Annotated in this window: 12 protein-coding genes; 4 read left to right on the forward strand and 8 right to left on the reverse strand. The window is 71.9% G+C overall.

Annotated elements, in window-relative coordinates; all coding sequences use genetic code 11:
• From GEMRO_RS0106355 to GEMRO_RS0106365, 3 genes are read right to left on the reverse strand one after another with little or no spacing between them, the layout of a single operon-like run.
• Entirely contained in the window at positions 1–927 is a 927-nt protein-coding gene (locus GEMRO_RS0106355) for a proline iminopeptidase-family hydrolase (RefSeq protein WP_051328759.1), read from the reverse strand.
• The gene (locus tag GEMRO_RS0106360) at positions 927–1,820 is read right to left on the reverse strand and encodes a proline iminopeptidase-family hydrolase (RefSeq protein ID WP_027133339.1); all 894 of its coding nucleotides are present in this window, start codon (positions 1,818–1,820) and stop codon (positions 927–929) included. The genes GEMRO_RS0106355 and GEMRO_RS0106360 overlap by 1 nt, the downstream gene beginning before the upstream one ends.
• Before the next feature lie 14 nt (positions 1,821–1,834).
• Positions 1,835–2,755 carry a proline iminopeptidase-family hydrolase gene (locus tag GEMRO_RS0106365; RefSeq protein ID WP_240476616.1) on the reverse strand — a complete coding sequence of 307 codons (921 nt, stop codon included), beginning with the start codon at positions 2,753–2,755 and terminating at the stop codon, positions 1,835–1,837.
• Between the two features lie 148 nt (positions 2,756–2,903).
• Between GEMRO_RS0106365 and GEMRO_RS0106370 the strand changes: the two genes are divergently transcribed.
• Positions 2,904–3,410, forward strand: a complete 507-nt coding sequence (locus GEMRO_RS0106370) for a DUF1993 domain-containing protein (protein WP_027133341.1) — start codon at positions 2,904–2,906, stop codon at positions 3,408–3,410.
• 59 nt (positions 3,411–3,469) lie between these two features.
• Here the strand turns inward: GEMRO_RS0106370 and GEMRO_RS0106375 are convergent, their stop codons facing one another.
• The 3 genes from GEMRO_RS0106375 to GEMRO_RS27965 are packed head-to-tail and all read right to left on the reverse strand — an operon-like array spanning position 3,470 to position 6,281.
• Positions 3,470–4,579: an ABC transporter substrate-binding protein gene (locus GEMRO_RS0106375; RefSeq protein ID WP_027133342.1), complete on the reverse strand. Its 1,110-nt coding sequence runs from the start codon at positions 4,577–4,579 to the stop codon at positions 3,470–3,472.
• A 29-nt stretch (positions 4,580–4,608) separates the two neighbouring features.
• On the reverse strand, positions 4,609–5,469 hold the full coding sequence (locus tag GEMRO_RS0106380; protein ID WP_035484837.1) for an ABC transporter permease: 861 nt from the start codon (positions 5,467–5,469) through the stop codon (positions 4,609–4,611).
• Positions 5,470–5,489: 20 nt separating this feature from the next.
• The gene (locus GEMRO_RS27965; protein ID WP_035484839.1) at positions 5,490–6,281 is read right to left on the reverse strand and encodes an ABC transporter ATP-binding protein; all 792 of its coding nucleotides are present in this window, start codon (positions 6,279–6,281) and stop codon (positions 5,490–5,492) included.
• A 306-nt stretch (positions 6,282–6,587) separates the two neighbouring features.
• Here GEMRO_RS27965 and GEMRO_RS0106390 point away from each other — a divergent pair, with 306 nt between their 5' ends.
• The 3 genes from GEMRO_RS0106390 to GEMRO_RS0106400 all read left to right on the forward strand — a co-directional run bounded on the left by GEMRO_RS0106390 (position 6,588) and on the right by GEMRO_RS0106400 (position 8,775).
• The gene (locus GEMRO_RS0106390; RefSeq protein ID WP_027133344.1) at positions 6,588–7,043 is read left to right on the forward strand and encodes a DUF305 domain-containing protein; all 456 of its coding nucleotides are present in this window, start codon (positions 6,588–6,590) and stop codon (positions 7,041–7,043) included.
• Positions 7,043–7,591 (forward strand): DUF6692 family protein, encoded by a 549-nt coding sequence (locus tag GEMRO_RS0106395; protein WP_027133345.1) that lies wholly within the window; start codon positions 7,043–7,045, stop codon positions 7,589–7,591. The genes GEMRO_RS0106390 and GEMRO_RS0106395 overlap by 1 nt, the downstream gene beginning before the upstream one ends.
• 92 nt (positions 7,592–7,683) lie before the next feature.
• Positions 7,684–8,775, forward strand: a complete 1,092-nt coding sequence (locus tag GEMRO_RS0106400) for a Gfo/Idh/MocA family protein (RefSeq protein WP_027133346.1) — start codon at positions 7,684–7,686, stop codon at positions 8,773–8,775.
• Between the two features lie 33 nt (positions 8,776–8,808).
• On the opposite strand, the gene GEMRO_RS27970 is transcribed toward GEMRO_RS0106400, so the two are convergent.
• Both GEMRO_RS27970 and GEMRO_RS32405 read right to left on the reverse strand, forming a co-directional pair.
• Complete coding sequence (locus tag GEMRO_RS27970) at positions 8,809–18,969, reverse strand: non-ribosomal peptide synthetase (protein WP_035484842.1); 10,161 nt, start codon at positions 18,967–18,969, stop codon at positions 8,809–8,811.
• A complete protein-coding gene (locus tag GEMRO_RS32405; RefSeq protein ID WP_456071361.1) occupies positions 18,959–24,952 on the reverse strand; it encodes a beta-ketoacyl synthase N-terminal-like domain-containing protein in 5,994 nt (1,997 codons plus the stop codon). The genes GEMRO_RS27970 and GEMRO_RS32405 overlap by 11 nt, the downstream gene beginning before the upstream one ends.
• Between the last annotated feature and the right edge of the window lie 44 nt (positions 24,953–24,996).

Consider the following 24,996-nt stretch of genomic DNA (forward strand, 5'->3'; position numbering starts at 1 on the left):
TCAGGCCCTCTGGCGGTCGAGGAAGTCGAGCACGGCCCGGCGATAGGCCTGCGGCTCCTCATAGAACGGCGAATGCGAGCTGTTCTGGAAGATCCGGATCTCGCCGCGCGGCAAGGCGTGCACCATCCGCATCCCGCAGGCCGGGGTGAGGACGTCGTGCTGGCCGTTGATCACCAGGGTCGGCCAGGTGAAGCGGTGCAGCTGGTCGATCCGGTTCCAGGTCGTGATCGAGCCGACATAATGGTACTCGTTGGGGCCCTGCACGGCCATGTAGATCGGCATGTTGAAGCCGGCCTTGCTGTCGGCGGCGGGCTTGGGCCGCTCGGGCAGGCGGCGGATGTGCCGGTAGTCGAGCAGGTCGATCGCTGCCTTGTAGGCCGGGTGCTCGTAGTTCCCCAGCGCCTCGAAGCGCTGGAGCATCGCGACCGTCTCGGCACCCAGGGCCATGCGCAGGCGCTCGATCTCGCCCATCAGATGCGGGATGTCGGCCGCGGTGTTGGACAGGATCATCGAGGCGATCCGGCCGGGATATTTCAGCGCGTACTCGATCCCGCACCAGCCGCCCCAGCTGTGGCCCAGGAAGTGGACGCGCTTCAGGCCCAGCGCGTCCAGGACCGCCTCGACCTCCTCGACATAGCGCTCCAGCGTCCACAGCGACCGGTCGTCCGGGTGGTCGGAGGCGCCGGTGCCGAGCTGATCGTGCACCACGACCCGGTAGCCATGGCCGGCAAGCGGGACCAAGGGCGCCCGCAGATAGTTGCAGGGCAGGCCAGGCCCGCCGTTCAGGAGAAAGACGACCTCGTCGCCCTCGCCATAGGAATAGGCCTTCACCTTGTGGCCGCCGCCGACCGCGACCTCGACGGTCACGTCGGCCGGACGGTCGTCCCAGACGACGAAGCCGTCGGACAGCACCGAACGCTCGGACATCAGCGGGCCTTGTGCTTGTCGAGGAAGGCCAGGAGCGCCGGGTAATAGGCGTGCGGTTCCTCGTAGAACGGCATGTGGCTGCTGTTGGGGAAGCAGTGCAGCTCGGCGTCCGGCAGGGCCAGCTTCATCTTCAGCGCGCAGGCGGGGGTGAGCTCGTCGTGCTGGCCCACCGTGATCAGGGTCGGAACGGTGATCCGGTGCATGTCCGGGATCCGGTTCCAGTCCTTCAGGTTGCCGGTGTAGAGGAACTCGTTGGGTCCCTGCATGGTCCCGTAGGGGCCCATGTTCCAGCTGTCGAGCGAGCGCTTGACCGGCGCCGGCCACTCGTCGAGGCGGCAGACATGGCGGTAGTTCAGGATGGTCACCGCCGCCTGGTATTCCGGATGGTCGAGGGTGCCCTCGGCCTCGTGGCGCTGCATCATCGCCACCGTCTCCGGACCCAGCGCCGCGCGCAGCCGCTCCAGCTCGGAGATCAGGTGCGGCATGTCGCCGACCGTGTCCTCCAGGATCAGGGTCTTCAGTGCGTCCGGATAGGTGAGCGCAAACTCGATCCCGAGCCAGCCGCCCCAGCTGTGGCCGAGCAGGTGGACCTTGCCCAGATCCAGCGCCTTGCGGACCTGCTCGGTCTCCTCGACATAGCGGGTGATCGTCCAGAGCGCGGTGTCGGTCGGCTGGTCGGCCTTGCCGGTGCCCAGCTGGTCGAAGGCGACCACCCGGTAGCCCTGGTCGACCAGGCAGGAATGGGCGTCGCGCAGGTAGTCGCAGGCGAGGCCCGGGCCGCCGTTCAGGCAGAATACGGTCTCGTCGCCGGACCCGAACTCGTAGGCGACCACCTTGAAGCCGCCGTCGATCCGGACCTCGTGGGTCCGGTCCGGCTCGATCTCACGCCACATCGACAACATCCCCCTCAATCCCGGCCGTCGTTCTCGTCCAGGAACGCGGCGACCAGCTGCATGCAAGAATCGCGCTCTTCCACGTGCGGCATGTGGCTGGACTGCTCGAAGATCGTCCAGCGCACGTCCTTGATGTGGTCGGCGAACGGCTGGACCACCTTGGGCGTGGCCTCGTCGTAGCGGCCCGAGACCAGCAGGACCGGCACGTCGATCCGGTGCAGCCGGTCGATCACCGACCAGGACTTCAGCGTGCCGATCACATGGAACTCGGACGGGCCGTTCATGGTGAAGTAGACGGTCGGATCGTCCTCGATCGCCTTGAAGGTGCGGGCGACCTCGTCCGGCATCGGCACGATCCGGCAGACATGGCGCTCGTAGAAGCCCTTCATGGCCTCGGCGTATTCGGGATCGAGCGTGGTGCCGGCTGCCTCATGCTTCAGCAGCACTGCCTGGATTTCCGGCGGCAGTTCCTCGCGCAGCCGGTTGGCCTCCTCGACCCAGAGCGCCATCGAGGGCGGCGAGTTGGCGATCACGATCGAGCGCAGGCCGCCCGGCCGGCGGATCGCGTGCTCGGAGCCGAGCATGCCGCCCCAGGACTGGCCGAACACATGGTAGGCGCCGGCGATGCCCAGATGGTCCAGCAGGTTGTCGAGCTCGTCCAGGAACAGCTGGACGGTCCAGAAATCGGCGCCCTTGTCCGGCAGGTGGGTGGAGCGGCCGTTGCCGAGCTGGTCGTAATGGATGACGGCGCGCCCGGTGGCGGCGATGTCTTTCAGCGAATCCACATAGTCATGGGTGCAGCCGGGGCCGCCATGGAGGACCACCATGGGCGGGCGGCCGTTCCCGAGGTCGCCGGTGACGCGGTACCATGTCCGCCACTCGCCAAACGGCGCCTCGCCCTCGCGCACCTGCATCATCATCCCCCCCACTGCCATGACTTCCAGGTGCCATGGCGTTCCGTTGGCGGCAGGCTTAGCCGCAGGAGCATGGCAAGCGCCACCGAGAACACGCGGCCTCCCCCTCTTCGATCGGGCCGCCCGCTCCCCACATCAGGAAACCCGCTCCATCGCCTGACGAGGTTCCATGCCGCTCTCGATGTACCAGGCTTCCATGCCGGTGTTCCTGCGCCAGCTGCGCAGCCTGTCGGCGATCCTCGCCAAGGCCGAGCGGCATGCCGCGGACCGAGGCGAGGCGCCGTCGCTGCTGATCGAGGCGCGGCTGGCGCCGGACATGTTCCCGCTCGCCCGCCAGGTGCAGAGCGCCAGCGATGCGGCCAAGGGAGCCGCGGCGAGGCTGGCCGGCGTCGAGCTGCCGAGCTTCCCCGACACCGAGGCCAGCTTTCCCGAACTCCAGGAGCGGGTCGCCAAGACCATCGCCTTTTTGGAGAGCGTGCCGGCCGAGAAGTTCGACGGCAGCGAGGTCCGCGAGATCGTGCTACGCCCACGCGGCATGGAGTTGCGCTTCGACGGCCAGGGATACCTGCTGACCTTCGCCCTGCCGAACTTCTTCTTCCATGTCACCACCGCCTACGCGATCCTGCGCGAGCAGGGCGTGCCCCTGGGCAAGCTGGACTTTCTCGGGCCGTTCTAAGGGTCGAACCGCCAGTTCCTGCGGGGACGGCCACGGCTGTCCCCGCAGGAAGGCTGGCTTCAGAGGCGCGCCTCGATCGCCGCCACGTCGACCGCCTGGTAGTCCTCCGACAGCTCGAAATCGTTCGAGGCGGTGGTCACCGCCTCCTGGTCGAACTGGTTGGCAGCCGCGATGTAGTCGTTCTTGCAGACGTCCTCGGCCTTCACCGGGCTGGTGATCTGGCCGATCTCGTGGATGACGTCGAAATAGCCCTGCCACTGGCCCATGTCGTGCCAGCCCCAGCCCTGGCGCTGCTCCCAGGGGCCGCGGAAGATCTTGGCCAGCTGCATCATCGACTCGGTGGCGATCTCGGGGGTCAGCGTGCTGGCCAGGGCCGGGAACTGCTCCAGCACGATCTGGGTGGTGGCGCGCGGGTTCTGGTGGCCGAACTCCAGGCCCATCGCCCAGGCCTTGAAGTAGTTCTCGTAGAGCGACTTCTTGGCCTCGTCCTCGAAGTCCGAGGTGCGGATCACGAAGGTGTTGGCCGGGAACTTGGAGAAGTCGTAGGGCAGGATGTAGTCGTAATCGAGCCCCTGCCCGAACCACTGCGCGCGCAGGCCTTCCCAGCAGAGCGCGGTGTCGCCCTGGCCCTGCTGCAGGGCGGGGCCCCAGAGCTGGCCGGCTTCCAGATACTCGACCGAGGCCGGGTCGACCCCGACCTGGGCCAGCATCGGGTCGATGATCGCCTTCCAGCCGATCGAGCCGACCAGCACCTTCATGCCGGCGAGCTTCTTGATGTCGTCCGGCTTCTCCCCCTTGCGGAACGCGAAGCTGAACGTGTCGTAAGCACCCATGTGGAACACCGACTTCAGCGGCATCCCCTGCTCCAGGCCCAGAGAGAACACGCCCGGGCTCGGAAAGCCGATATCGGCCTGGTCCTGGTCGACCAGCTTGATGGTGGCGGTCGCCTCCATGGGACCCGGCTCCAGCGTGGTCTGGATGTCGCCGAACCAGCCGAACTTCTTGGAAACCCAGTAGGGATAGTCGTCCAGCACCTCGATGGTGCCGCGCGGGCTGACCCAGCGGACCGTGTTGTTGGATTCCTGCGCCATCAGGAACCGGGGGGCCGCCAGCGTGCCGGCGGCGGCGAGGCCGAGGCCCACGAAGTTGCGCCTGTCCAGACCGAACATCGATTGCTCCCTCTTCTAGGATGCGCCGATCAGGACTCCCAGCCGGCGTACTTCTTTCCCAGCCAATAGAAGAACACGTAGATCGAGATGCCGATCACCGCCAACAGCACGATGCAGGCGAAGAACTGCGGCATCTGGATCAGCGACGAATAATAGGTCAGCCGGTTGCCCAGCCCGAAGCTGCCGCCCACCATCTCGGCGCCCACCGCAGTGAGCAGGCCGAAGATCGAGCCCACCATCAGCCCCACGATCACCATCGGCATCGCCATGGGGATGCGGATCTTGAGGAAGATCTGCAGGGTGGAGGCGCCGAAGCTGCGCGCCAGCGCGATCTTGGCGAGGTCGGTCCGCCGAAAGCCGGTGGCCGAGTTGATCATCACCATCGGCCCGGACGCCAGGGCCACCGCGATGATGCGCGGGCTGTAGCCGAAGCCCAGCTTGAGGATCAGCAGCGGCACCAGCGCCAGCATCGGGGTGGTGACCAGCAGGAGGATGTAGGGCGCGATGATCCGTTCCAGCAGCGGGAACTGGGTCACCAGCGCGGCCAGCACGAAGCCGACCGTGGCGCCGATCGCGAAGCCGGACAGAAGCTCGATCAGCGTGTCCAGGACATGGGGGGCGATCAGCGGGAAGTCGTTCACCAGCGCCGCGCCGATCAGGCTCGGCGTCGGCATGATGTAGGTCGGCACCTCGTTGAAGCGCAGCAGGAACTCCAGCCCGCCGATCAGCGCCACCGCCACGAAGGCGATCAGCGCCCACTCCTTGCCGGACTTGATCAGGCCGAGCTGGCCGGACACGCCCGACCAGTTGGACACGCCGACGGTCTCGCCGCCCGTGTGCTTCTCGAAGGTCGGGATCTTCTCAGCGAGATCGCGGTCGACGGATGCCATGCTGGTCTTTCCCGGTGCGGTCAGGCGGCGGCGCGCGCGGGCGCCTTGTGCTCGATCGAGGCCTTGATCTCGGCGACCAGCTCGACGAAGTGGCCGGCGCTCTGCACTTCCAGGGGCCGGGGCCTGGGGATGTCGATGTCGAACACCCGGGAAAGCCGGCCGGGCCTGGCCGACATCACATAGACGCGGTCGGCCAGGAACACGGCCTCGGGGATCGAGTGGGTGATGAAGACGACGGTCTTCTGCGTTTCCAGCCAGATCTCCTCGATCAGCAGGTTCATCTCGTCGCGGGTGAACGCATCGAGCGCGCCGAACGGCTCGTCCATCAGGAGCAGCGAGGGATCGACCGAGAGCGCGCGCACGATCGAGGCGCGCTGCTGCATGCCCCCCGACAGCTCGCGGGGGTACTTGTCCTCGAAGCCGGCCAGGCCGACCCGCTCCAGGAGCTGCCGGATGCGGTCGCCGGCCGGGGCCTGGCGGCGGATCTCGAAGGGCAGTTCCAGGTTCTTCTGGAGCGAGCGCCAGGGCAGCAGGTTGGCCTCCTGGAACACCATGGCGATCTGCGGCGAAGGGCTGAGGACCTGCTGGCCGTCCAGCATGATCTTGCCGGAGGACAAGGGGTGCAGGCCGGCCATCGACCAGAGCAGGGTGGACTTGCCGCATCCCGAGGGGCCGACGACGCAGACGAACTCGCCGTCCCGGACCTCCATCGAGAAATGCTCGAGCGCGTGGGTGCGGCCGGTGGGCGTATCGTAGAACTTGCCGGCTTCCTCCACCGACAGTTTCGGACGACCTGACGATCCCGCAGTCATCACTTCCCCTTCTTGCGGCGCTGCCGGTCCCCCGGGGCACTCGTCGTGCCAGCGCGCCGCCCGGGCCAAGCTTGCCGCTGAGCCCTCCCCCTCATCAAATGTGAAGGTCGCAACAGTTTCGACCAGCCGTCAAGACGCAGCGGACGAATAGGACCTGCCTGCCGGGAGCCGGCGGATGACGGGCAGGGTGGCCATCGGCCGGGGAACCGCCTCCGGGCAGGGCCCGTTGCCTTCCCATCCCCCGGGGATGGAACGGTGCTGCCGGCGGCGACGGCCGGGGTCACCGGCAGCGGAGGACGGAGCCCCATGGGCATGAGCTACTGGCGCTTCGCCGCCATGATCGCGACCTCCACGGTCGTCATGTACGGGCTGATGTACCTGAACACCTATGCGTTCGAGCATGTGTTCTGGAGCGAGACCCGGGCCTGGATGGCGCTGGTGATGGGCTCGACCATGTCGGTCATCATGCTGGGCTTCATGCTCGGCATGTACCGGAAGCAGAGGGTGAACCTTGCGATCTTCGGCGGCTCGGTGCTCGCGTTCGCCCTCTCGCTCTGGCTGGTGCGCAGCCAGGCGACCGTGGACGAGGTCGACTACATGCGGGCCATGATCCCGCACCACTCGATCGCCATCCTCACCAGCGAGCGCGCGCAGATCTCCGACCCGCGGGTGCGCAAGCTGGCCGACGAGATCATCGAGGCGCAGGAGCGCGAGATCTCGGAGATGAAGCACCTCATTGGCGACCTGGAGGCGCGGGACTGATGGAACGGTCGCTCCTCCGGCCCGCCGGATGGCTTCTCCTGCCGGCCATGGCGGCCGGGCTGCTCGCGGGGTGCGGCCAGGACGAAGCCGACGACGACCAGATCCAGCCGGTGCGGGCGGAGGAGGTCGCGCCGATCCTGCCGGCCCTGGAAGCGATCACCGGGGCCGACGTCTCCACCCTCGACCCGGCCACGATGAACGACGCGGAGATCACCAAGGCGCTCGGGGCGGGGCTGCGCTGCCTGTTCCGCTACACAGGATTCGGGGAGCCGGTGCTGGCGGTGAACCGGCAGCCGGCGGGGACGATCGGCGACGGCGTCGTCAAGGTGAACGGGAACCTGATCGTCCTGGCCGGGGCGATGGCCGAGGACGGGGCCGGGCTGGGGATGGTCCTGGCCCGCGACCCGATCCGCATCGCGGTGTCGCCCGACCGCGACGGCGAAGCCTGGGCCCAGGACGACATGCTGCGCCAGGAGGCGGTCATGGTCTTCCAGATCGGGCAGAGCCTCGAGGTCGGGTATCGCGGCTATCTGGACTGCGCGACCTGAGGCCGGCCCATTTCCGGGGCCAAGCTGGCGCCGGGAGTTGCGGTGGCGCGCGCATCGCCTACCATCCGCGCAAAGCGGAGGGAGGAGCGGACATGGCGCCGGTGAAAGTACTCGTGGTGGGCGTGGGCAACATGGGGGTGAGCCATGCCAAGGCCTACCAGAAGCTGGACGGGTTCGAGCTGGTCGGGCTGATGAGCCGGACCATCGAGGCGAAGAAGGACAAGCTGCCGGAAGAACTGCGGGGGGTGCCGCTCTTCCAGGACTTCGACCAGGCGCTGAAGGCCACCCAGCCGGACGCGGTGTCGATCAACACCTATCCCAACAGCCATGCCGACTACGCGATCCGCGCCATGGACGCGGGCGCGCACGTGTTCATGGAGAAGCCGATCGCGACCACGCTTGCCGACGCGCAGCGGGTGGTGGCGAAGGCCAAGGAAACCAGGCGCAAGCTGGTGCTGGGCTACATCCTGCGGGTGCACCCGGCCTGGGCGAAGTTCGTCGAGATCGGCCAGACCCTGGGCAAGCCCCTGGTCATGCGCATGAACCTGAACCAGCAGTCCTCGGGCGAGGCCTGGCCCTGGCACAAGGCGCTGATGGAGAGCCTGACGCCGATCGTCGACTGCGGCGTGCACTATGTCGACGTGATGTGCCAGCTCACCCGGGCGAAGCCGGTGCGCGTCCACGGCATCGGCGCCAAGCTGTCGAACGAGACCAAGGTGCAGAACTACGGGCACCTGCACGTGCAGTTCGACGACGGCTCGGTCGGCTGGTACGAGGCCGGCTGGGGGCCGATGATGTCCGAGGTCGCCTATTTCGTGAAGGACATCGTGGGACCCAAGGGCTCGGCCAGCATCGCCTACAAGCCGCAGGACGGCCAGAACGAGGCGAAGGCGGACAAGCTGTCCGATTCGGCCGACATCGACCAGCACACCAAGACCAACGCGATCAAGCTGCACCACGCGGAGCTGGATGCGGACAACCGCTTCAAGCGGCCGGACGAGTGGATCTCCACCGAGGACGAGCCGAACCACCAGGAACTGTGCGACCGCGAGCAGGCCTGGTTCCTGAAGACGATCGTGGAGGACATCGACCTTACCGAATCGATGGACGATGCGGTCAACAGCCTGAAGATCGTGCTGGCCGCCCAGCAGTCGATCGACGAGAAGCGCGCGGTCGATCTTTGACCTGTTTCCGGGAGCGCCTGAGCGCTCCCGAACTCACCTCGCTTCCACCGCCATCGCCGCCTCGATCCGGCGCTTCAGCCGGGCGGCGAGGTTCGGCAGATGGGCGGCGTCCAGCAGGCTGAGATGGTCGCCCGGCAGGTCCTCGATCTCCAGCCGGCCGTCCAGGAAGCCCGACCAGCCAAGCGCCGGATCGTCCAGGGCCTTGCCGCTCTCGTACTCGTAATACTCCTCCGGGAAGCCGCCCTCGGTGCGGTAGAGGGTGAACGGCCCGTCGTAGCGGCCGGGCGTGTAGGCGACCATCGCGCGGAAGTTCGCCTTGAACACCTCCAGCACGCCGTCCACGGCGACGCTCAGGTCGACCAGCCCGCCCTGTCCCAGCGCCTGCATGGTCCGCGCCAGCTGTTCGTCCGGCGGCAGGGCGCGGACCTCCTCCAGCGGCACCGGCAGGCGGTCGCCGTAGAGGGCGTAGAGGGCGCGCACGATCGAGCCCTGGGCGACCTGGTCGTTCTGGAAGTCGTCCAGGCTGCTCTCGGTGACGACGGTGTCGAGGACGCCCAGAAACCCGATCTCCTCGCCCTGGAAGCGGAGCTGGCGGGCCGCCTCGAAGGCGACGGTGCCGCCATAGGAATGGCCCAGCAGCAGATAGGGCCCGCGCGGCTGCTGGGCGCGCATGGCGGCCACCAGATGGGCGGCCTGCGCCTCGATCCGGTCCAGCGGCGCCTCCCCGCCGAAGAAGCCCGGCAGCTGCAGGCCCGCCAGCGTCGCCACCGGCTCCAGTTCCCGGGCCAGCTCGCGCAGGTAGTAGGGCAGCGCCACCACGCCCGGCACGGTGAACAGGATCGGCCGGCCGGACGGTTTGTTGAACATCACCAGCTTGCGAGCGGGCTCGGCCTCCGCCGGCAGATCCAGCGCCGCCGCGATGCCGCGCACGGTGGGATCGGCGAACAGGGCGGTCATGTCGAGCGAGCGGCCGGTGGTCTCGCGCAGCCGGCGCTGGACCATCACCAGCTTCAGGGAATCGGCGCCGAGGTCAAAGAAGGACCGGCCGGGCGGCGGTGGGGCGCAGTCCAGCACCTCGCCGATCAGGGTGGCGATCCGCTGCTCCGCCGGGGAGGCCGGCTGCTCGTCCGGGCTGGCCGTTCCCTCCTCGTGCACGGCCACCGTGCCGAGCGCGCTGCGGTCGACCTTGCCGTTCGCGGTGAGCGGCAGCCGCGCCAGCCGGTGGACGAAGCGCGGCACCATGTAGTCCGGCAGGCGCTCGGCCAGGAAGCGGCGCAGCTCAGGCCCGAACTCGTCCACCGGGCCGGCCGAAGCGGGACCGTCGAGTGCCGGGAGCGACGCCAGGATCACGTCCAGCCCCAGCTGGTCGCCCAGGCTGCCGGGCGCGGCCGGGATCTCGACCCGGCCGAAGCCCGCCTCGGCGAGGACGTCCCGCCATGCTTCCCGGCCCAGCAGCGGATGCCGCACACGGTAGCGGTCGGAGAAGGAATCGAAGCCGGACTGCAGCCCCATGCTCATGTCGTACCAGGGCTGGAACCGGGTCTCCTCCAGGATCACCAGGATCCCGCCCGGCCGCAGCCGCTGGCGGATCGAGGCCAGCGCCGTCTCCACGTCCGGGACGGCATGCAGCACGCTGCTGGCGATCACCACGTCGTGCAGTTCCGCCGCTGCCTCGACCGGGGCCATCAGGTCCAGGCGGGAGAGCCGCAGCCATGGCGGCGTGCCCAGCCGGCGCTCGGCCATGTGGATGAAGTGCGGGCTGACGTCGGTGAAGTGGTAGGTGATCCGGTCCAGCGGCAGATGCGGCTGCAGGCCGACCAGGGTGGTGCCGAGCCCGGCCCCGACCTCGAGCACGTTGACGCGCCGCAGTTCCGCCAGCCGGCGGATCGTCCGGCCCAGGACCTGGTAGGGCGCCTGGAACAGCTTGGCGTAGACGTCGAGCGTGCCGGCATCGAGATAGATGTCGCCGGCGTGCTTCTTGCCGCACAGGATGTCCGGCAGCTCGCTCGTCAGGCGGCGCAGGAGATCCAGGTCCTGAGCGCCGAAGCCGAACCGGTCGAAGGCAGCGAAGTCGCGCAACGGATCGTCGGCGGCGGCATCGCGGCCGAAACGGCGGATCAGCTCCAGGGTGCGGGCGAGCCAGCGCCGGTAGCCGGGTACGATCCCGCAGCGCGCCATCAGCGCGTCGATGTCGGGCAGGCCGTCCGCATCCACGGGCAGGCCGCCCGAAAACCCGCCCAGGCGCTCCAGAGCGGCGGCGGCAGCACCTGCGGTGAAGCGGGCCAGGCGATCGGCCGCGGCCTGGAACAGGTCCGGCTCGATCGGGGCGGCGGTGGCGGCGACCGCCTCGCCGGCGACCTGGACAGCGTCCGGCCAGAGATCGGCATCCGCCACGCCATCCTTCGCCACCACGAAGGCATGGAGTGTCTTCTGGCGGGGCTGGCCGGGGACGGGCAAGGCGGCGGCGACCGCCTGGCGCACCGCCGGGTGCTGCACCAGGTGCGCCTCGATTTCGCCAAGCTCGATCCGGTGGCCGCCCACCTTCACCTGGAAGTCCTCGCGGCCCAAAAACTCGATCAGGTGGTCCGGCCGGAACCGGCCGAGGTCGCCGGTGCGGTAGCGGCGCTCGCCGGTGAGGGGGTCGCGGCGGAAGCGCTCGGCGGTCCGCGCCGGATCGCCCCAGTAGCCGCGCGCCAGCCCGATCCCGCCGATCTCGATCTCGCCCACCACCCAGTCCGGGCAGGGCCGGCCATGGGCGTCCACCACGTGCATGGTCTGGTTGGACAAGGGCTGGCCGTAGGGCACCGAGGCCCAGGCGGGGTCCGGCTCGCCGATGGGGTGGAAGATCGACCAGATCGCCGCCTCGGTAGCACCCCCCAGCGACACCAGCTCGGCGTCCGGCGCCAGGGCGCGCAGCTTCGGCACCAGCTCCAGCGGGATCCAGTCGCCGGAGAGCAGGAACAGGCGCAGGTGGTGGTCGTGATCCAGGCCGTGCTCGGCCAGCATCGCCGCCAAAGCCGGCACGGTGTTCCAGATGGTCACGCGGTGGCGGCGGACCAGCTCCGCCCAGGCCGCCGGATCGCGGCGCTGATCTTCGCCCGGCAGCACCAGCGCACCGCCGGCTGCCGGCACCCCAAACAGGTCGTAGACCGACAGGTCGAAGTTCAGCGCCGAGAGGCCCAGCACCCGGTCGGCGGGACCGACCCGCCAGCGCCGGTTCAGGTCCAGCACCGTGTTGAGCGCCGCGCCATGCTCGACCATCACGCCCTTGGGCTTGCCGGTGGAGCCCGAGGTGAAGATCACGTAGGCGAGGCTGGCGGGATCCACCGCCGGCAGGGCGGCAGGCTCGCCCTGCCCGTCCAGCAGATCCGGCCAGTCCGGCACGATGGCGGCCGTGTCGGCGATCAGCTCGGCGCGGCGGGCGGGCGGCAGGGCCGGGTCCAGCGGCAGGTAGGCGGCGCCGGATCGGAGCACTGCCAGCGCGGCCAGCGCCTGCTGGCGGGACTTCGGCAGGTCGACCGCCACCACCTTTTCCGGCCCGGCGCCCAGGGCCAGCAGCCGGCCGGCAGCCAAGGCGGACAGCCGGGCCAGCTCGGCAAAGCTGGTCTGGCCGCTCGCGTCGATCAGCGCCGGCCGGTCGGGCATCTGCTCGGGCTGGCGGAGCAGGCCGGCGAACAGGGGCTCGGGCGTGAACGCGACCTGCGGCGCCGGACGCGGCGGGAGATCCACCGAGGCGCCCACCGCGCCCGACCAGCCCTCGCCGGAAGCCAGGCTGTCCAAGAGACGGCGGTAGGCGGCGAACATCCGGTCCACCACGCCGGGGGGGAACAGGTCTTCCACCACGTCCCAGGTGAGCAGGAGCCCGCCCTCGTGTTCGGAGGCCTGGTGGTCGATCCAGACCTGCGGGGTCTGGGCGACGCTGTGGACCATGTCGCTGATCCGGTCCCAGCTCGATTTCGCCCCGTCAGGTGCCCGGAAGCCCAACGCGCTGGTGAACACCACCGGGATCGACGCGGCGGCAACACCGCGGGTGCGGGCCAGTTCGCGCAGGACATGGACGCCACCGACCTCGGCATGGTCGAGGTCCTGGGCCAGCCGCTTCTGCAGGGCGACGGCGCGCTCGGCGAAGGCGGCCGGGGTGGCGTCGACTTCCAGGAGGATGGTCGAGGTGAAGTCGCCGATCAGGGCCGGCATGTCCGGGTGGAGCGGCGGGCGGTTGAACGAGGTGAGGTTCAGGCAGAACCGGGCGCTGCGGCTCCAGCTTGCCAGGATGTCGGCATAGGCGGCGGCCAGCAGGGCCGAGGGGGTCAGGCCCTGCGCCTGGCCGGCTGACTGCAGCCTGGACCAGAGTTCGGCCGGCAGCGTCGCCATCCGGCGCACGAAGCGCGGACGGTCGATCTGTCCGGGCTGGCGGGCGAGTGGCAGGTCGGGGCCGCCCGGCAGGGTCGGCAGGCGCTCCTGCCAGTAGCGGGCACTCTCCTGCCAGGCGGGGCTCTGCCGCCAGGCCAGGCCTTCCAGCACGAAGTCGCGGAAGCTCAGCCCGATCGGCGGCAGCGCGGTCGCCGGGTCCTCGTAGAGCCGGCCCCATTCCTCGCGCAGCTGGAAGATGCTGGCGGCGTCCAGGACCAGCAGGTCCAGGCCGATATGCAGGCGCCGCCCGCCCGCATGGCGGGTGACCCGGATGTCGAACAGCGGCCAGACGGCGGGGTCGGGCAGGCGGTGGGACAGGCGCTCGCGGATCGCCAGGAGCTGGACGGCCTCGTCCTGGCCGTCCAGGCCGTGCTCCTCGATCCGGTAGTCGGGCACTTCGGCCAGGATCTGCTGGCGGCCGTCGGCAAGCACGATGGCGCGGAGCATGTCGTGGCGCCGGACCAGCATGTTCCAGGCCCGCTCCAGCCGCGGCAGGTCGACGTCGCGCAGCTCCACCTCGGTGTAGAGGTAGCAGCCGACATTGCCGAGCTCGAGCGTGTCGCCGCGGCCGATCCAGTAGGCCTGCTGGATCTCGGTGAGCGGGAACGGCTCGTGGCGCGCGGCCAGGTCCGGCTCGATCCGGCGCATCGGCGCCGCGTCGGCCGGATCGCCGGCCCGGGCGGCGATGGTGCGGATGTCGATGCCTTCCAGGAGCTCGCGCACGCCGAGCTCGATGCCGAGCTCGCGCTGCACCCGGTTGCGGATCTCCACCGCCATCAGGGAGTCCAGGCCGAAATCGGGCAGCGGCGTGTCCGGATCCGCCGGATGCGGCAGGCCGACCACGTCGGCCACGATCCGGGACAGGCGCTCGGCCGGGCCGGCTTCGTCCTGCGGCTGGCGGGCCGGGACATCGCCCGCTGCTGCGCGGCTGCTGGTCAGCCCCTGCAGCAGGTCCGGCGTCTCGTCCGCCGGGAACTGGCCGAGGAAGCGCTGCCAGTCGACGCCCGGCAGCACCGCCAGCTGGGCGGGCACGCCGTCGGCCAGGGCGGCAGCGAAGGCGGCCCGGCCTTGCGCCGGGCTGATGCTGCCCAGGCCCAGCTTCTCGGCGCGCTCGACCACGCCCAAGCGGGCGGCGGCGCCGATCTCGCGCCAGATGCCCCAGTCGATCGAGACGGTCGGCAGGCCGGCGGCTGCCCGCTCCCGGGCCAAGGCGTCCAGGAAGCTGCTGGCGGCGGCGTGGTTGGCCTGCTCGGCCGAGCCCAGCACGCCGGCCGCCGAGGCGAACAGGACAAGGCGGACGTCCGGGCGGCTGCGGGTCAGGCGGTCCAGCACCAGGGCGGCCTCGACCTTGCCCCGCATCACCGCGGCAAAACGGGCGCGGTTCTGCCCACCGACCGGCGCGTCGTCGAGCAGGCCGGCGGCATGCACGATGCCGCCAAGGTCCGGCAGGCCCGCCACGATCGCGGCCATCGCCGCCTCGTCGGCGGCGTCGGCGGCATAGAGATCCACCCGCACCGCCACGTCCGGCATGGGCGCCGGGCGGGTGCGGGAGACCAGAACGATCCGGCTGGCGCCGTGGCCGGCCAGCCGGGCGGCGGCGACCCGGCCGACATCGCCGGAGCCGCCGGTGACGATCCAGCTGCCGGAGACATGGCCAGCCGGTTCGGGCAGGCGGGCAGGACGCAGGCGCGGCGCCTGGCGGCGGCCGTCCCGCCAGAGCACGTGGCTCTCGCCGTCCGGGGCCGCCAGCTCGTCCAGCAGCGCCCGTTCGGTCGGCGGCGCCTCCAGGAGCCGGACGCGCAGCTTCGGCTGCTCCAGGCGCAGGGTGCGCAGGAACCCTGCCAGGCCGGCATGGCCGAGCGAGCCGTCGGACAGGATGGTCAGGCTGGGCGGCGTGGGCTCTGCAATCAGCCGGCGGATGGTGGCAAGCAGCTCGTCGAACAGGTCGAGCTGGCCGGCCATGGTCGCTGCGGCGGCCGGGGCCACGTAGAGCGCCTGGGCGGCGCCGACGCTGTCGGCCAGCGCCACGCCCGAACGGTCGCCCAGGACCCGGACGCGCGGCGCGGCCGTCTCGGCCAGGGGCTTTCGCGCCAGGATGATCTCGCCGGCCGGCAAAGCGTCGGCGACGAAGCCTGCCTGCGCCAGCACCTCCAGCCAGCGCTCGCGGCCGAGCAGCGGGTGCTCGGGACGCAGCTCGCGGTCGGCGAAGCGCCACCAGCCCTCGGTCAGGCCGAACACGATGTCGACCCAGGGGCGCGGCTCGGTGGTCTCCACCAGGACCAGCAGGCCGCCAGGGGCCAGCAGGCCGTGGATATGGGCCAAGCTCTCGCGCAGGTCGCGGGTGGCGTGGATGACGTTGGCGGCGACGACCAGGTCCTGGCTGGCTTCGCCGAAGCCCTGGGGCTGCGGGTCCTGCTCGATGTCGAGCCGGGCGAACGCCAGGTCGGCGCGGTGGAAGCGGGCCTTCGCCGCGTCCAGGAACACCGGGGACAGGTCGGTGAAGGCGTAGCGGGCGATGCCTTCCGGCAGGGCCTCCAGCAGCGCGCCGGTGGCGCCGCCGGTGCCGGCACCGATCTCCAGGATGCGCAGGAGGCGGCCTTGCGGCAGGCGGTCGCGCAGGCCCGTGATCGCCTCGCCCAGGAGGGTGTTGACCGTCCGGGCATAGGCCGAGCTGCCGTAGAGATCGGCGGCACCGCCGCCCTCGCTCGGGAACAGCAGGGTGAGCGGGTCGACCCGCTCGGCCAGCACGTCGGCCAGGCGCGGGCCGGCGCGGCGGACCAGGCCGAGTTCGGCGGCGGCACCCGGATGGGCGGCGATCAGGGCGTCCAGTTCCGGCACGGGATCAGCGGCGGGCGATCCTGGCAGGATCCGGAAGGCGGGGCCCATCGGCTCCAGCATCCCGGCACCGGCCAGGATCGCCAGCAGGCGGCGGAACAGGCGGCGGTGGCGGTCGGCGACCTCCAGCTCGGCGGCCAGCGCGTTGGGCGTGAGCAGCCGGCCGGGCTGCCATTCCAGGCCCAGGTCGAGCAGGGCGCGCTGCACGAAGGCGGCGGTGATCCGGTCCAGCGCCGGCGCGGTCTCGGCGTAGACGCCGATGCCCAGGCGCTCGCCGGTGGCGGCCGACACCGGCGCCAGCTCGCGGCACAGATCGGCGGGCTCTGGCAGGAAGTCGGGAGGCGACAGGCCGTCGACGAGCGGGCAGGGCTCGGGTTCGATCGTGTAAAAGGCGTCCGCTGCGATGGCGTTGCCGGCATCGGCCAGCATCGCCGCGGTGATCGGCCGGAACTCCAGCCCGGCGCAGAAGGCGACCAAGCCGGTCGCGTCGTCGACCCGGAGGTCGGCCAGGACATGGGCGCCGTTCCGCCGGGCGCTCGCCTGGACGCGCAGGGCGGATTTCGGGCGGCGCAGCAGGCGGGCGCGGGTGAAGCGGGCCGGCACCAGCGTCCCGCTGGCGTCGTCGGCGGGAAGTGCTCCGGCCACGGCCTGCAGTGCTGCATCGAGCAGGGCCGGGTGCAGGGTGAAGGCACCGGCCGACCCTGCCTCCTCGGGCAGGGCGACGCTGGCCGCGACCTGGCCCTCGCCGGTCCGGTGCAGCTCGCGCAGGCCGCGGAAGGCCGGGCCATAGCCGATGCCGCGCCGCTCCATCTCGGCGAAGAACCCGGCGAGCGGCAGGGAGGCGCCCGCCTCCCCTTCCGGCAGGGCCGGCGGCTCGCCGGGGGCGACGAGGCGGGCCCGGGCATGCAGGCGCGGCGGGGCGGACGGGTCCAGCGCGTTCCACGACACGATCCGGCAGGTGCCGTCGGCGGCCAGGATGGTGTGCAGGTGCAGGCCCGGCTGCTCGGGCAGCTGCACCGGCAGCAGCAGGTCGAGATCCTGGATCTCCTGGCCCGGGGCCGCGGCGTGCAGCAGTTCCAGGAGGGCCGCGGCCGGCAGGACGGCCTGGCCATGGACGCGGTGCTCGGCCAGCCAGGGGAGGCCCGGGTCGGCGGCATGAAGGGCCGTCTCGAAGCGGCGCTCGTCGCTGAACGGCAGGTGCACCGGGCGGCCGAGCAGCGGGTGGGCGCCTTCGGGCAGCGTCGTCGCCGCCACGGCGGCGGGGGCCGGGCTCGTGTCGATCCAGTAGCGCTGCCGCTCGAACGGATAGGCTGGAAGCTTCACCCGGCGGCCGGGCTGCGGGCCGATCTCGGGGTGGCGGCCGTGCTGGGGCTCGGCGCTGGCCAGGTCCTGCGGCCGCTCGACACAGACCCACCAGGGCAGCCGGGCGCGGCCGGTGGCGGCGCTGTGGCAGACATCCGGGAAGCTGGCGGGATCGGCCGCCAGGAGCTCGCAGTAGCTGGCGACCAGCTCGGCCAGGGCGGCGGGGGTGCGGGCGGAGATCAGCAGGCGGGGGACGTGGCCGGCGGGGCGCTCGGGTTCGTTCGTGCAAATCGGTGGCGGCGGGGTCACCACGATATGGGCGTTGGTGCCGCTGAAGCCGAAGCTGCTCACCCCGACCGCGCGAGGAGGAGTGGGCTGTGCCCGGACCGGCACGCGGATGTCGGCGCCCTGGACGTCGATATGCGGGTTCAGCGTGTCGAAATGCAACGACGGGGCGATCTGGCCGCGCTCGGCCATCAGCACCGCCTTGATCAGCCCGCCGACGCCGGCGGCGGCCTCGGCATGGCCCATGTTGCTCTTGATCGAGCCGACCCAGAGCGGCCGGTCGCGCTCCCGAAATACCGCAGCAAGCGCGTGCATCTCGATGGGGTCGCCAAGCCCGGTGCCGGTGCCGTGCGCCTCGATGGCGTCGACCTCCGCCGGGGTCAGTCCGGCATTGGCGATGGCAGCCCGGATCACCGCCTCCTGGGCGGGGCCGGAGGGGGCGGTCAGGCCGGCGGAGCGGCCGTCCTGGTTGATGGCGCTGCCGGCGATCAGCGCGCGGACATGGTCGGCGCCGGCATCGGCCAGGCGCTTGAGCACCACCACGCCGCAGCCCTCGGCGCGGGCATAGCCGTCGGCGCCGGCGTCGAAGGTCTTGCAGCGGCCGTCCGGGGACAGCATCCGCGCCTGGCAGAAATTGACGGTGATGTCGGGGGCCAGCATCAGGTTGACGCCTGCCACCACCGCGATCTCGCACTCGCCGGCGCGCAGGGCCTGGACCGCCAGGTGGGTCGCGACCAGCGAGGAGGAGCAGGCGGTGTCGATCGCGACGCAGGGGCCCTGGAAGTCGAAGGTGTAGCTGATCCGCCCCGAGGCCACCGAGGCGGCGTTGCCGGCCCCGGCGCCGGCATTGCTGGACGAGCCGAACGCGGTCTTGCTGAGCAGGTTGGAATAGTCGTTGGTGCTGATGCCCAAAAACACGCCGACCTTGCGGCCCTGCAGGCTGGGCGGCGGCAGGCCGGCATCCTCCAGCGCGTGCCAGACGGTCTGCAGGAGCAGGCGCTGCTGCGGGTCGATGCCGATGGCGTCGCGGGGGGCAATCCGGAAGAACTGGGCGTCGAACTCGTCGACCCGGTCGATGAAGCCGCCGCGCCTGGTGTACATCTTGCCGGGCACGCCCGGGCGCGGGTCGTAATGGGCATCGACGTCCCAGCGCTCGTCGGGAATCTCGGACGTGGCGTCGACGCCGTTCACCAGATTGCGCCAAAGATGCTCGCCGTCCACCGCCCCGCCGGGATAGCGGCAGGCCAGCCCGACCACCGCGACGGGTGCCCGCGCCGCCTGCTCCAGCGTGTCGACCCGGGCGCGCATCCGGCGCAGCGCCAGAGCGGCCTGCTGCAGGGGGGTGAGGGTCTTATCGGCCATAATCTGCCCCCGTCAGCGCGAATTCCCGCTCGATCAGGGCGGTCATCTCCGCCTCGCTCATGGCCTGCACGGCGACCAGATCCTCGTCGACGATGATTTCAGGGGGCGGGGTTGCCGCGTCGCTGTCCAGACCAAGGGTCGTCGCCAGATGGTCGGTCAGCGCGTCGATGGTCGGGTAGCTGAACAGGAGGGTGGCGGGCAGCTCCAGGCCCAGCCCCTGGCCCAGCGCCTTGCGCAGTTCCAGCGCCATCAGGGAGTCCAGGCCCAGCTCGTTGAGCGGCTGGTCCTCCGGGATCGCCTCGCCCGCGGCGGCACCCATGACCGCCTCGGCGCTCGCGGTGACGAAGCGGCGCAGCGAGGCCTGGTCGGTGGGCCGGGCCTGGCTGGCGGGAGCGGCGGCGGGTGCTGCCTTGCGGCGGGCGCGCGGGATCACCCGCTCGAAGAAGGGCGGGATGCTGGCGGCGTCGTAGCGGCGCAGGAAGGACGGCCAGTCGATCGCGGCGGCGGCGACCTGGGTCTCGCCTGAGGCGAGGGCGCGGCCCATCAGGTCGAACGCGGCCGCCGGGTCCATCAGGCCCACGCCCTCCACCGCGAAGCGGGACGCCACCCCTTCCCGCGCGATGGCGCCGGCACCGGCCCAGGCTCCCCAGTCCACCGACAAAGCCGGCAGGCCGCGTGCGCGCCGCGACCAGGCCAGGGCGTCGAGAAAGGCGTTGGCGCCGGCATGATTGGCCTGGCCGGGATTGCCGAGCACGCCGGCGGTGCTGGCGAACAGCACGAAGGCGTCGAGCTGACGGCCGGTTGTCAGCTCGTCCAGGAGCCGGGCGCCCTCGATCTTGGCGCGGTAGACCCGCTCCAGCCGCTCCCGGTCCAGGCGCAGGAAAGCGCCGTCGTCCAGGCTGCCGGCCAGGTGGAAGACGCCACGCAGGGCCGGGCCGGCGCTCGCCAGGGCGGCGCTCAGGCCGGCGCGGTCGGCGACATCGGCCTGGACCAGCTCGACGCCGGGAGGAAGGTCCTCCCCAGCACCACGGCGGGCCAGCAGGAGGACGCGCTCGGCGCCATGCTCCCGCAGCCAGCCTGCCAGGCCCAGGCCCAGGCCGCCCAGGCCGCCGGTCACGAGGTGGGTCCCGGAGGTGCGGAAGACGACGTCGGCCGGCAGGGCCAGGGGCAGCAGGCGGCGGGCGAAGCGCTGGCCGTGCCGCCAGGCGATCTCCGGCTCGTCGCCGTGGGCCAGCTCCGCCTCGGGCAGGTCGGCGTCGGCGTCCAGGATCCGGCAGTCCAGCTCGGGGTGCTCCAGGGTCAGCACCCGGGCAAGCCCGGCGACGCTGGCGAGATCAGGGGATGGCGGTCCCTCCAGGGCAGCCAGCCCGCGCGGCAGGACGATGCGCAAGGCGGGAGGACGCGGTTCGGCCAGGGCCTCCTTGGCGGCGTCGAGCACGGCCATGGAGGCTTCCAGCGCGCCGGAGGCCGGGTCCGGGCGAAGGACGCGGACCGGCCGGCCCTGGCCCTTGCGGGCGATCGCGACGACCTGGTCGCCGCCGCCGGGCGATGGGACCAGATCGGCGCTGGCGAACCGGCCGGCCAGGAGGTCCCGCCAGGAGGCGGCGTCCAGGAGCGGATGGTCCGGGCGAAGGCCAGTGTCCTCGAAGCGCCACCAGCCATCGGTCAGGCCGAACACCAGGTCGCTCCAGGCGCTGCGCCGGGCAGCTTCCAGGACCACCAGGATGCCGCCAGGGGCCAAGAGGCTCGCCGCGTGGTCGAGGCTGGCGGCGAGGTCGCGGGTGGCGTGCAGGACATTGCCGGCGACCACCAGGTCGTAGCTGCCGGGCGCGAAGTCCTGGCCGGCCGGATCCTGCTCGATGTCGAGGGTCGCGTAGCGGGCGGCCTCGGCGCCGAAGCGCTCGGCGGCCTGGGCCAGGAAGGCCGGGGAGATGTCGGTGAAGTCGTAGCGCCAGCGTCCGGCCGGGGCGCGCTCGCGCAGGGCCTGGAACAGGGCGCCGGTGCCGGCCCCGATCTCCAGGATCCGGGCGGGCCGCTCGGGATGGGCCGCCTGGACCACCGGCAGGATGGCGGCCAGCACCATGGCGTTCAGGGACTGGGCGAACGCGGCGCCGCCATAAAGGAAGCCCGCCTGCCCGTCCCCGAACAGGACCGCCAGCGGATCGGCCTCGCCGCGCAGCACGGCCGGCAGGGCCTGGCCGCAGCGGGCGGCGATGGCGATCTCGGGGGCCTCGCCGAAGCGCTGCTCCAGGTCGGCGCGCAGTTGTTCCGGGTCGGCATCGCTGGTGCCGGCCATCTTCGGCAGGTGCACGAACAGGCGGCGGCGCCTGGGATCGATCTCGGACGCGGCCACCGACGAGGCCGCCTGCCGGGCGTAGGCCGCGGCGAGCGCCTCCAGGCCTTGCCCGAGTTCGGCCGGGGCCGCGGTGCTGCCGGCGGCGGCCAGGGCGCGCACCCCATCGGCAAGAACGGCGGGCTCCGGGCTGGCGGCGGCGGCCGGCAGCGGCCGGGGCTGCCAGTCGATCCGGTAGCTCCACTGCTCGCCGCTGGCGGCCGGGGCGTCGCGCAGGCGGGCGATGGAGAGGCCGTCGATCCGGGCGAACGGGTGGCCGGCCTCGTCGAACAGGCGGAGGTCGCCCTGGGCGGCATCCAGCGTGCCGCTGCCGGGGCGGGCCCGGACATGGACGGAGAAGCGGGCGGGGCAGCGCCTGGCAAAGCTCACCCGCTCGATGGCAAACGGCAGGAAGGCGCCGGACGCGCCGCCGCCGCTGAAGGTGGCGCCGAGCGTCTGGAAGCAGGCGTCCAGGGCGGCGGGATGGATCGGCAGGTCCCGGCAGTCGGCGGCGAGGCCATCGGCGAGCGCGATCTCGGCCACCGCCTCGCCCTCGCCGCGCCAGAGCCGGCGGATGCCCCTAAAGGCCGGGCCCAGATGGATGCCGCGCTCGTCCAGCATGGCGTAGAGCGGATCGGGGCCGGCCTCGTCCGGCGTGCAGCGGGCGAGGATGGCGGGCAGGTCGGGGCCGTTAGCGCCTGTCCCGGACGCGGCGGCGCTGGCGCGGACATGCAGGGTCCAGCCGGGGGAAGCGGCGCGGGCGAACAGCGACAGGGTCTCGCCGTCGCGGAGGACCTGCACCTCGCTGCCGGCCGACTCCAGCGTCATCGGGGCGACGAAGGCGATGTCGGTCAGGACAGCGGGCGCCGCACCCATGGCCCCCAGCAGCATGGCGACGTGCGAGGCGCCGGGCACGACAATCGCCTCGCCCACCACGTGCTCGCCCAGGAAGGCCGGGCAGTCCGGCGCCAGGCGGCTGGTCCAGGCGGTGCCGCCGGTGGCGATCTCGACCGGCGCGCCCAGCATGCCGGCGGAGGCGGGCTGGGCCTCGGCCGGGGCGGCCGCCGGGCGGGCCGGGATCCAATAGCTCTGCCGCTCGAAGGGATAGGCGGGGGTGTCGGTGCGCGGCAGGTGGAAGGGCTGGTCCAGGGTGGGCCAGTCGGGGTCGCAGCCCTGGCGGTGCAGCTCGGCCAGGGTCGCCAGCAGCACCGACCACGGCTCCTTGCCGCGCGCCAGGGTCGGCAGCGCCGGCAGCACGCCCCGGGCAAAGCCGGCCAGCACCGGCTGCGGCCCAAGCTCGACCAACAGGTCGCAGCCCAGGTCCTTCAGCGCAGCCAGCCCCTGCTCGAACCGCACCGGCGAGCGCGCATGCGCCCGCCAGTAGGCGCCGTCCCAGCGCGGCGGCACGCTGCCGCCCAGGTTGCCGACCACCGGCACCTGCGGCGCCCCGTGCGGCAGGCCGGCGGCCGCTTGCGCCAGCTCGTCCAGCATCGGCTCCAAAAGGCGCGAGTGGAAGGCGTGGCTCACCGGCAGCACGTGCACCGCGAGGCCCGCCCGCTCCGCCTGCGGGTCGGCCGCCAGACGCTCCACCGCCCCTGAGGGCCCGGCCACGGTGATCGCCGCCGGGGCGTTGTAGGCGGCGATCTCCAGCTCCGGATGGTTGCGCAGCAGGGCCTGCGCCGCCTCGCGCGGGCCCAGCAGCGCCGCCATCCCGCCGCCTGNCGGCAGNGCCTGCATCAGCCGGGCGCGCGTCGCGATCAGCCTCGCCCCGTCCTCCAGGCTCAGCACCCCGGCCAGCACCACCGCCGCATACTCGCCGACGCTGTGGCCGAGGAGAGCGGCAGGCTCGATCCCGTAGGCCTGCAGCTGCCGGCCCAGCCCCACCGCCAGGGCGAACAAGGCCGGCTGGGCGTAGCCGGTCTGCCCAAGGGCCGCGCCGTCGGCGAACAGGTCCTCCAGCCTGCGGTCCAGCCCCATCACCGCATCGCAACGCTCCAGCACCTGGCGCAGCACCGGCGCCCCCGGCAAAAGGCCCAGCGCCATCCCGGCATAGGCGGAACCCTGCCCGGTCACCAGGAAGCCCAGCTTCGGCCGGCCGCTGCTCCTGGTGGGCACCGCCGCCTGCAGGGCCTGAGCCGCGCCTGCGGCATCACTGGCGGTGATGGCCAGCCGCCAGGGCAGCCGGGCCTGGCGCAGCGCGGCGCTGTGCGCCAGGGCCGGCCAGTCGGATCCCTCCCGCAGCCGCTCGAGATAGCCCTGGCGCAGGGTCTCCAGCTGGCTCTCGCTGCGCGCCGCCAGCGGCAGCACCGCCACCGGCCGGGACGGCGCGGCGGAGGCAACCGCCGGGGCCGGGGCCTTGGTCACCAGCACATGGGCGTTGGTGCCGCTGAAGCCGAAGCTGCTCACCCCCACCGCGTGCAGGTCCTGGCGCTCAAGGCGGGTCGGCACCCGCAGGTCGGCGCCGTCCAGCTCGATGTGCGGGTTCAGCCGGGTGAAGTGCAGCGACGGCGGCACCGCGTCCTGCTCCACCATCAAGACCGCCTTGATCAGCCCGGCCACCCCGGCCGCCGCCTCGGCATGGCCGATATTGCCCTTGACCGAGCCGACCCAGAGCGGCCGATCCCGCCGGCCGTATACCGACGCCAGCGCCTGCATCTCGATCGGATCGCCCAACGACGTGCCGGTGCCGTGCGCCTCGATCGCGTCGACCTGATCCGCCGACAACCCGGCATCGGCCAGGGCTGCCCGCAGCACCGCCTCCTGCGCCGGGCCGGACGGCGCGGTCAGCCCGGCCGAGCGGCCGTCCTGGTTCACTGCACTGCCCGCGATCAGCGCCCGCGCCCGCACCCCCTCGCCCGCACGACGCAGCACCACCACACCACAGCCCTCGGCGCGGACATAGCCGTCGGCGCCGGCCGAGAACGGCTTGCAGCGGCCATCGGCGGCCAGCATGTGCGCCTTGGAGAAGTTGATGGTGAGTTCCGGGGACAGGGTCAGGTTGACCCCGGCCGCCAGGGCTACCTCGCACTCGCCGGCGTGCAGGGACTGGATCGCCAGGTGCAAGGCAACCAGCGAGGACGAGCAGGCGGTGTCGACCACCAGGGTCGGGCCGTGGGTGCCCAGGCTGTAGGCGAGGCGGCCGGCCGCGGCGCTCGGCGCGTTGCCGATGCTGGCATAGGCGTCGATCCACTCGGCCCCCCGGCCCGCCCCCAGGAGGGTGCCGTAGTCGTTGGTGCTCAGGCCCACGAAGATGCCGACCTTCTGGTCGAACAGGCGGTCCGGGGCGATGCCGGCATCCTCCAGGGCCAGCCAGGCGGTTTCCAGGAGCAGGCGGTGCTGGGGGTCGAGGGCCTCGGCCTCGCGGCGGGTGATCCCGAAATGGGCGGCGTCGAACCGGTCGGCATCCTTCAGGAAGCCACCCCAGCGTGACGACATCTTGCCCGGCCGGTCCGGGTCCGGGTCGTACCAGGCATCGACGTCCCAGCGCTCCGGCGGGACCTCGGTGACGGCGTCCTGGCCCTCGGCGAGCTGGCGCCAGTAGGCGGCTGGGTCGTCGGCGCCGGGGAAGCGGCAGGCCAGGCCAGCCACCGCGATGGGGGTGCGGGCGCTGCTTTCGGCGGCGACGAGCTTGGCCTGCAGGTCGCGGATCATCGCCAGCGCCCGGCGCGCCGCCGCCACCCCGGCCGAGTTCAGGT

It is taken from the genome of Geminicoccus roseus DSM 18922, from assembly GCF_000427665.1.
GTDB lineage: Bacteria > Pseudomonadota > Alphaproteobacteria > Geminicoccales > Geminicoccaceae > Geminicoccus > Geminicoccus roseus.

Excerpts from the sequence above, each read along its gene's own strand:
- GEMRO_RS0106355 (WP_051328759.1), bottom strand. The coding sequence starts at position 927 with ATGTCCGAGCGTTCGGTGCTGTCCGACGGCTTCGTCGTCTGGGACGAC.
- GEMRO_RS0106360 (WP_027133339.1), bottom strand. The coding sequence starts at position 1,820 with ATGTGGCGTGAGATCGAGCCGGACCGGACCCACGAGGTCCGGATCGAC.
- GEMRO_RS0106365 (WP_240476616.1), bottom strand. The coding sequence starts at position 2,755 with ATGGCAGTGGGGGGGATGATGATGCAGGTGCGCGAGGGCGAGGCGCCG.
- GEMRO_RS0106370 (WP_027133341.1), top strand. The coding sequence starts at position 2,904 with ATGCCGCTCTCGATGTACCAGGCTTCCATGCCGGTGTTCCTGCGCCAG.
- GEMRO_RS0106375 (WP_027133342.1), bottom strand. The coding sequence starts at position 4,579 with ATGTTCGGTCTGGACAGGCGCAACTTCGTGGGCCTCGGCCTCGCCGCC.
- GEMRO_RS0106380 (WP_035484837.1), bottom strand. The coding sequence starts at position 5,469 with ATGGCATCCGTCGACCGCGATCTCGCTGAGAAGATCCCGACCTTCGAG.
- GEMRO_RS27965 (WP_035484839.1), bottom strand. The coding sequence starts at position 6,281 with ATGACTGCGGGATCGTCAGGTCGTCCGAAACTGTCGGTGGAGGAAGCC.
- GEMRO_RS0106390 (WP_027133344.1), top strand. The coding sequence starts at position 6,588 with ATGGGCATGAGCTACTGGCGCTTCGCCGCCATGATCGCGACCTCCACG.
- GEMRO_RS0106395 (WP_027133345.1), top strand. The coding sequence starts at position 7,043 with ATGGAACGGTCGCTCCTCCGGCCCGCCGGATGGCTTCTCCTGCCGGCC.
- GEMRO_RS0106400 (WP_027133346.1), top strand. The coding sequence starts at position 7,684 with ATGGCGCCGGTGAAAGTACTCGTGGTGGGCGTGGGCAACATGGGGGTG.
- GEMRO_RS27970 (WP_035484842.1), bottom strand. The coding sequence starts at position 18,969 with ATGGCCGATAAGACCCTCACCCCCCTGCAGCAGGCCGCTCTGGCGCTG.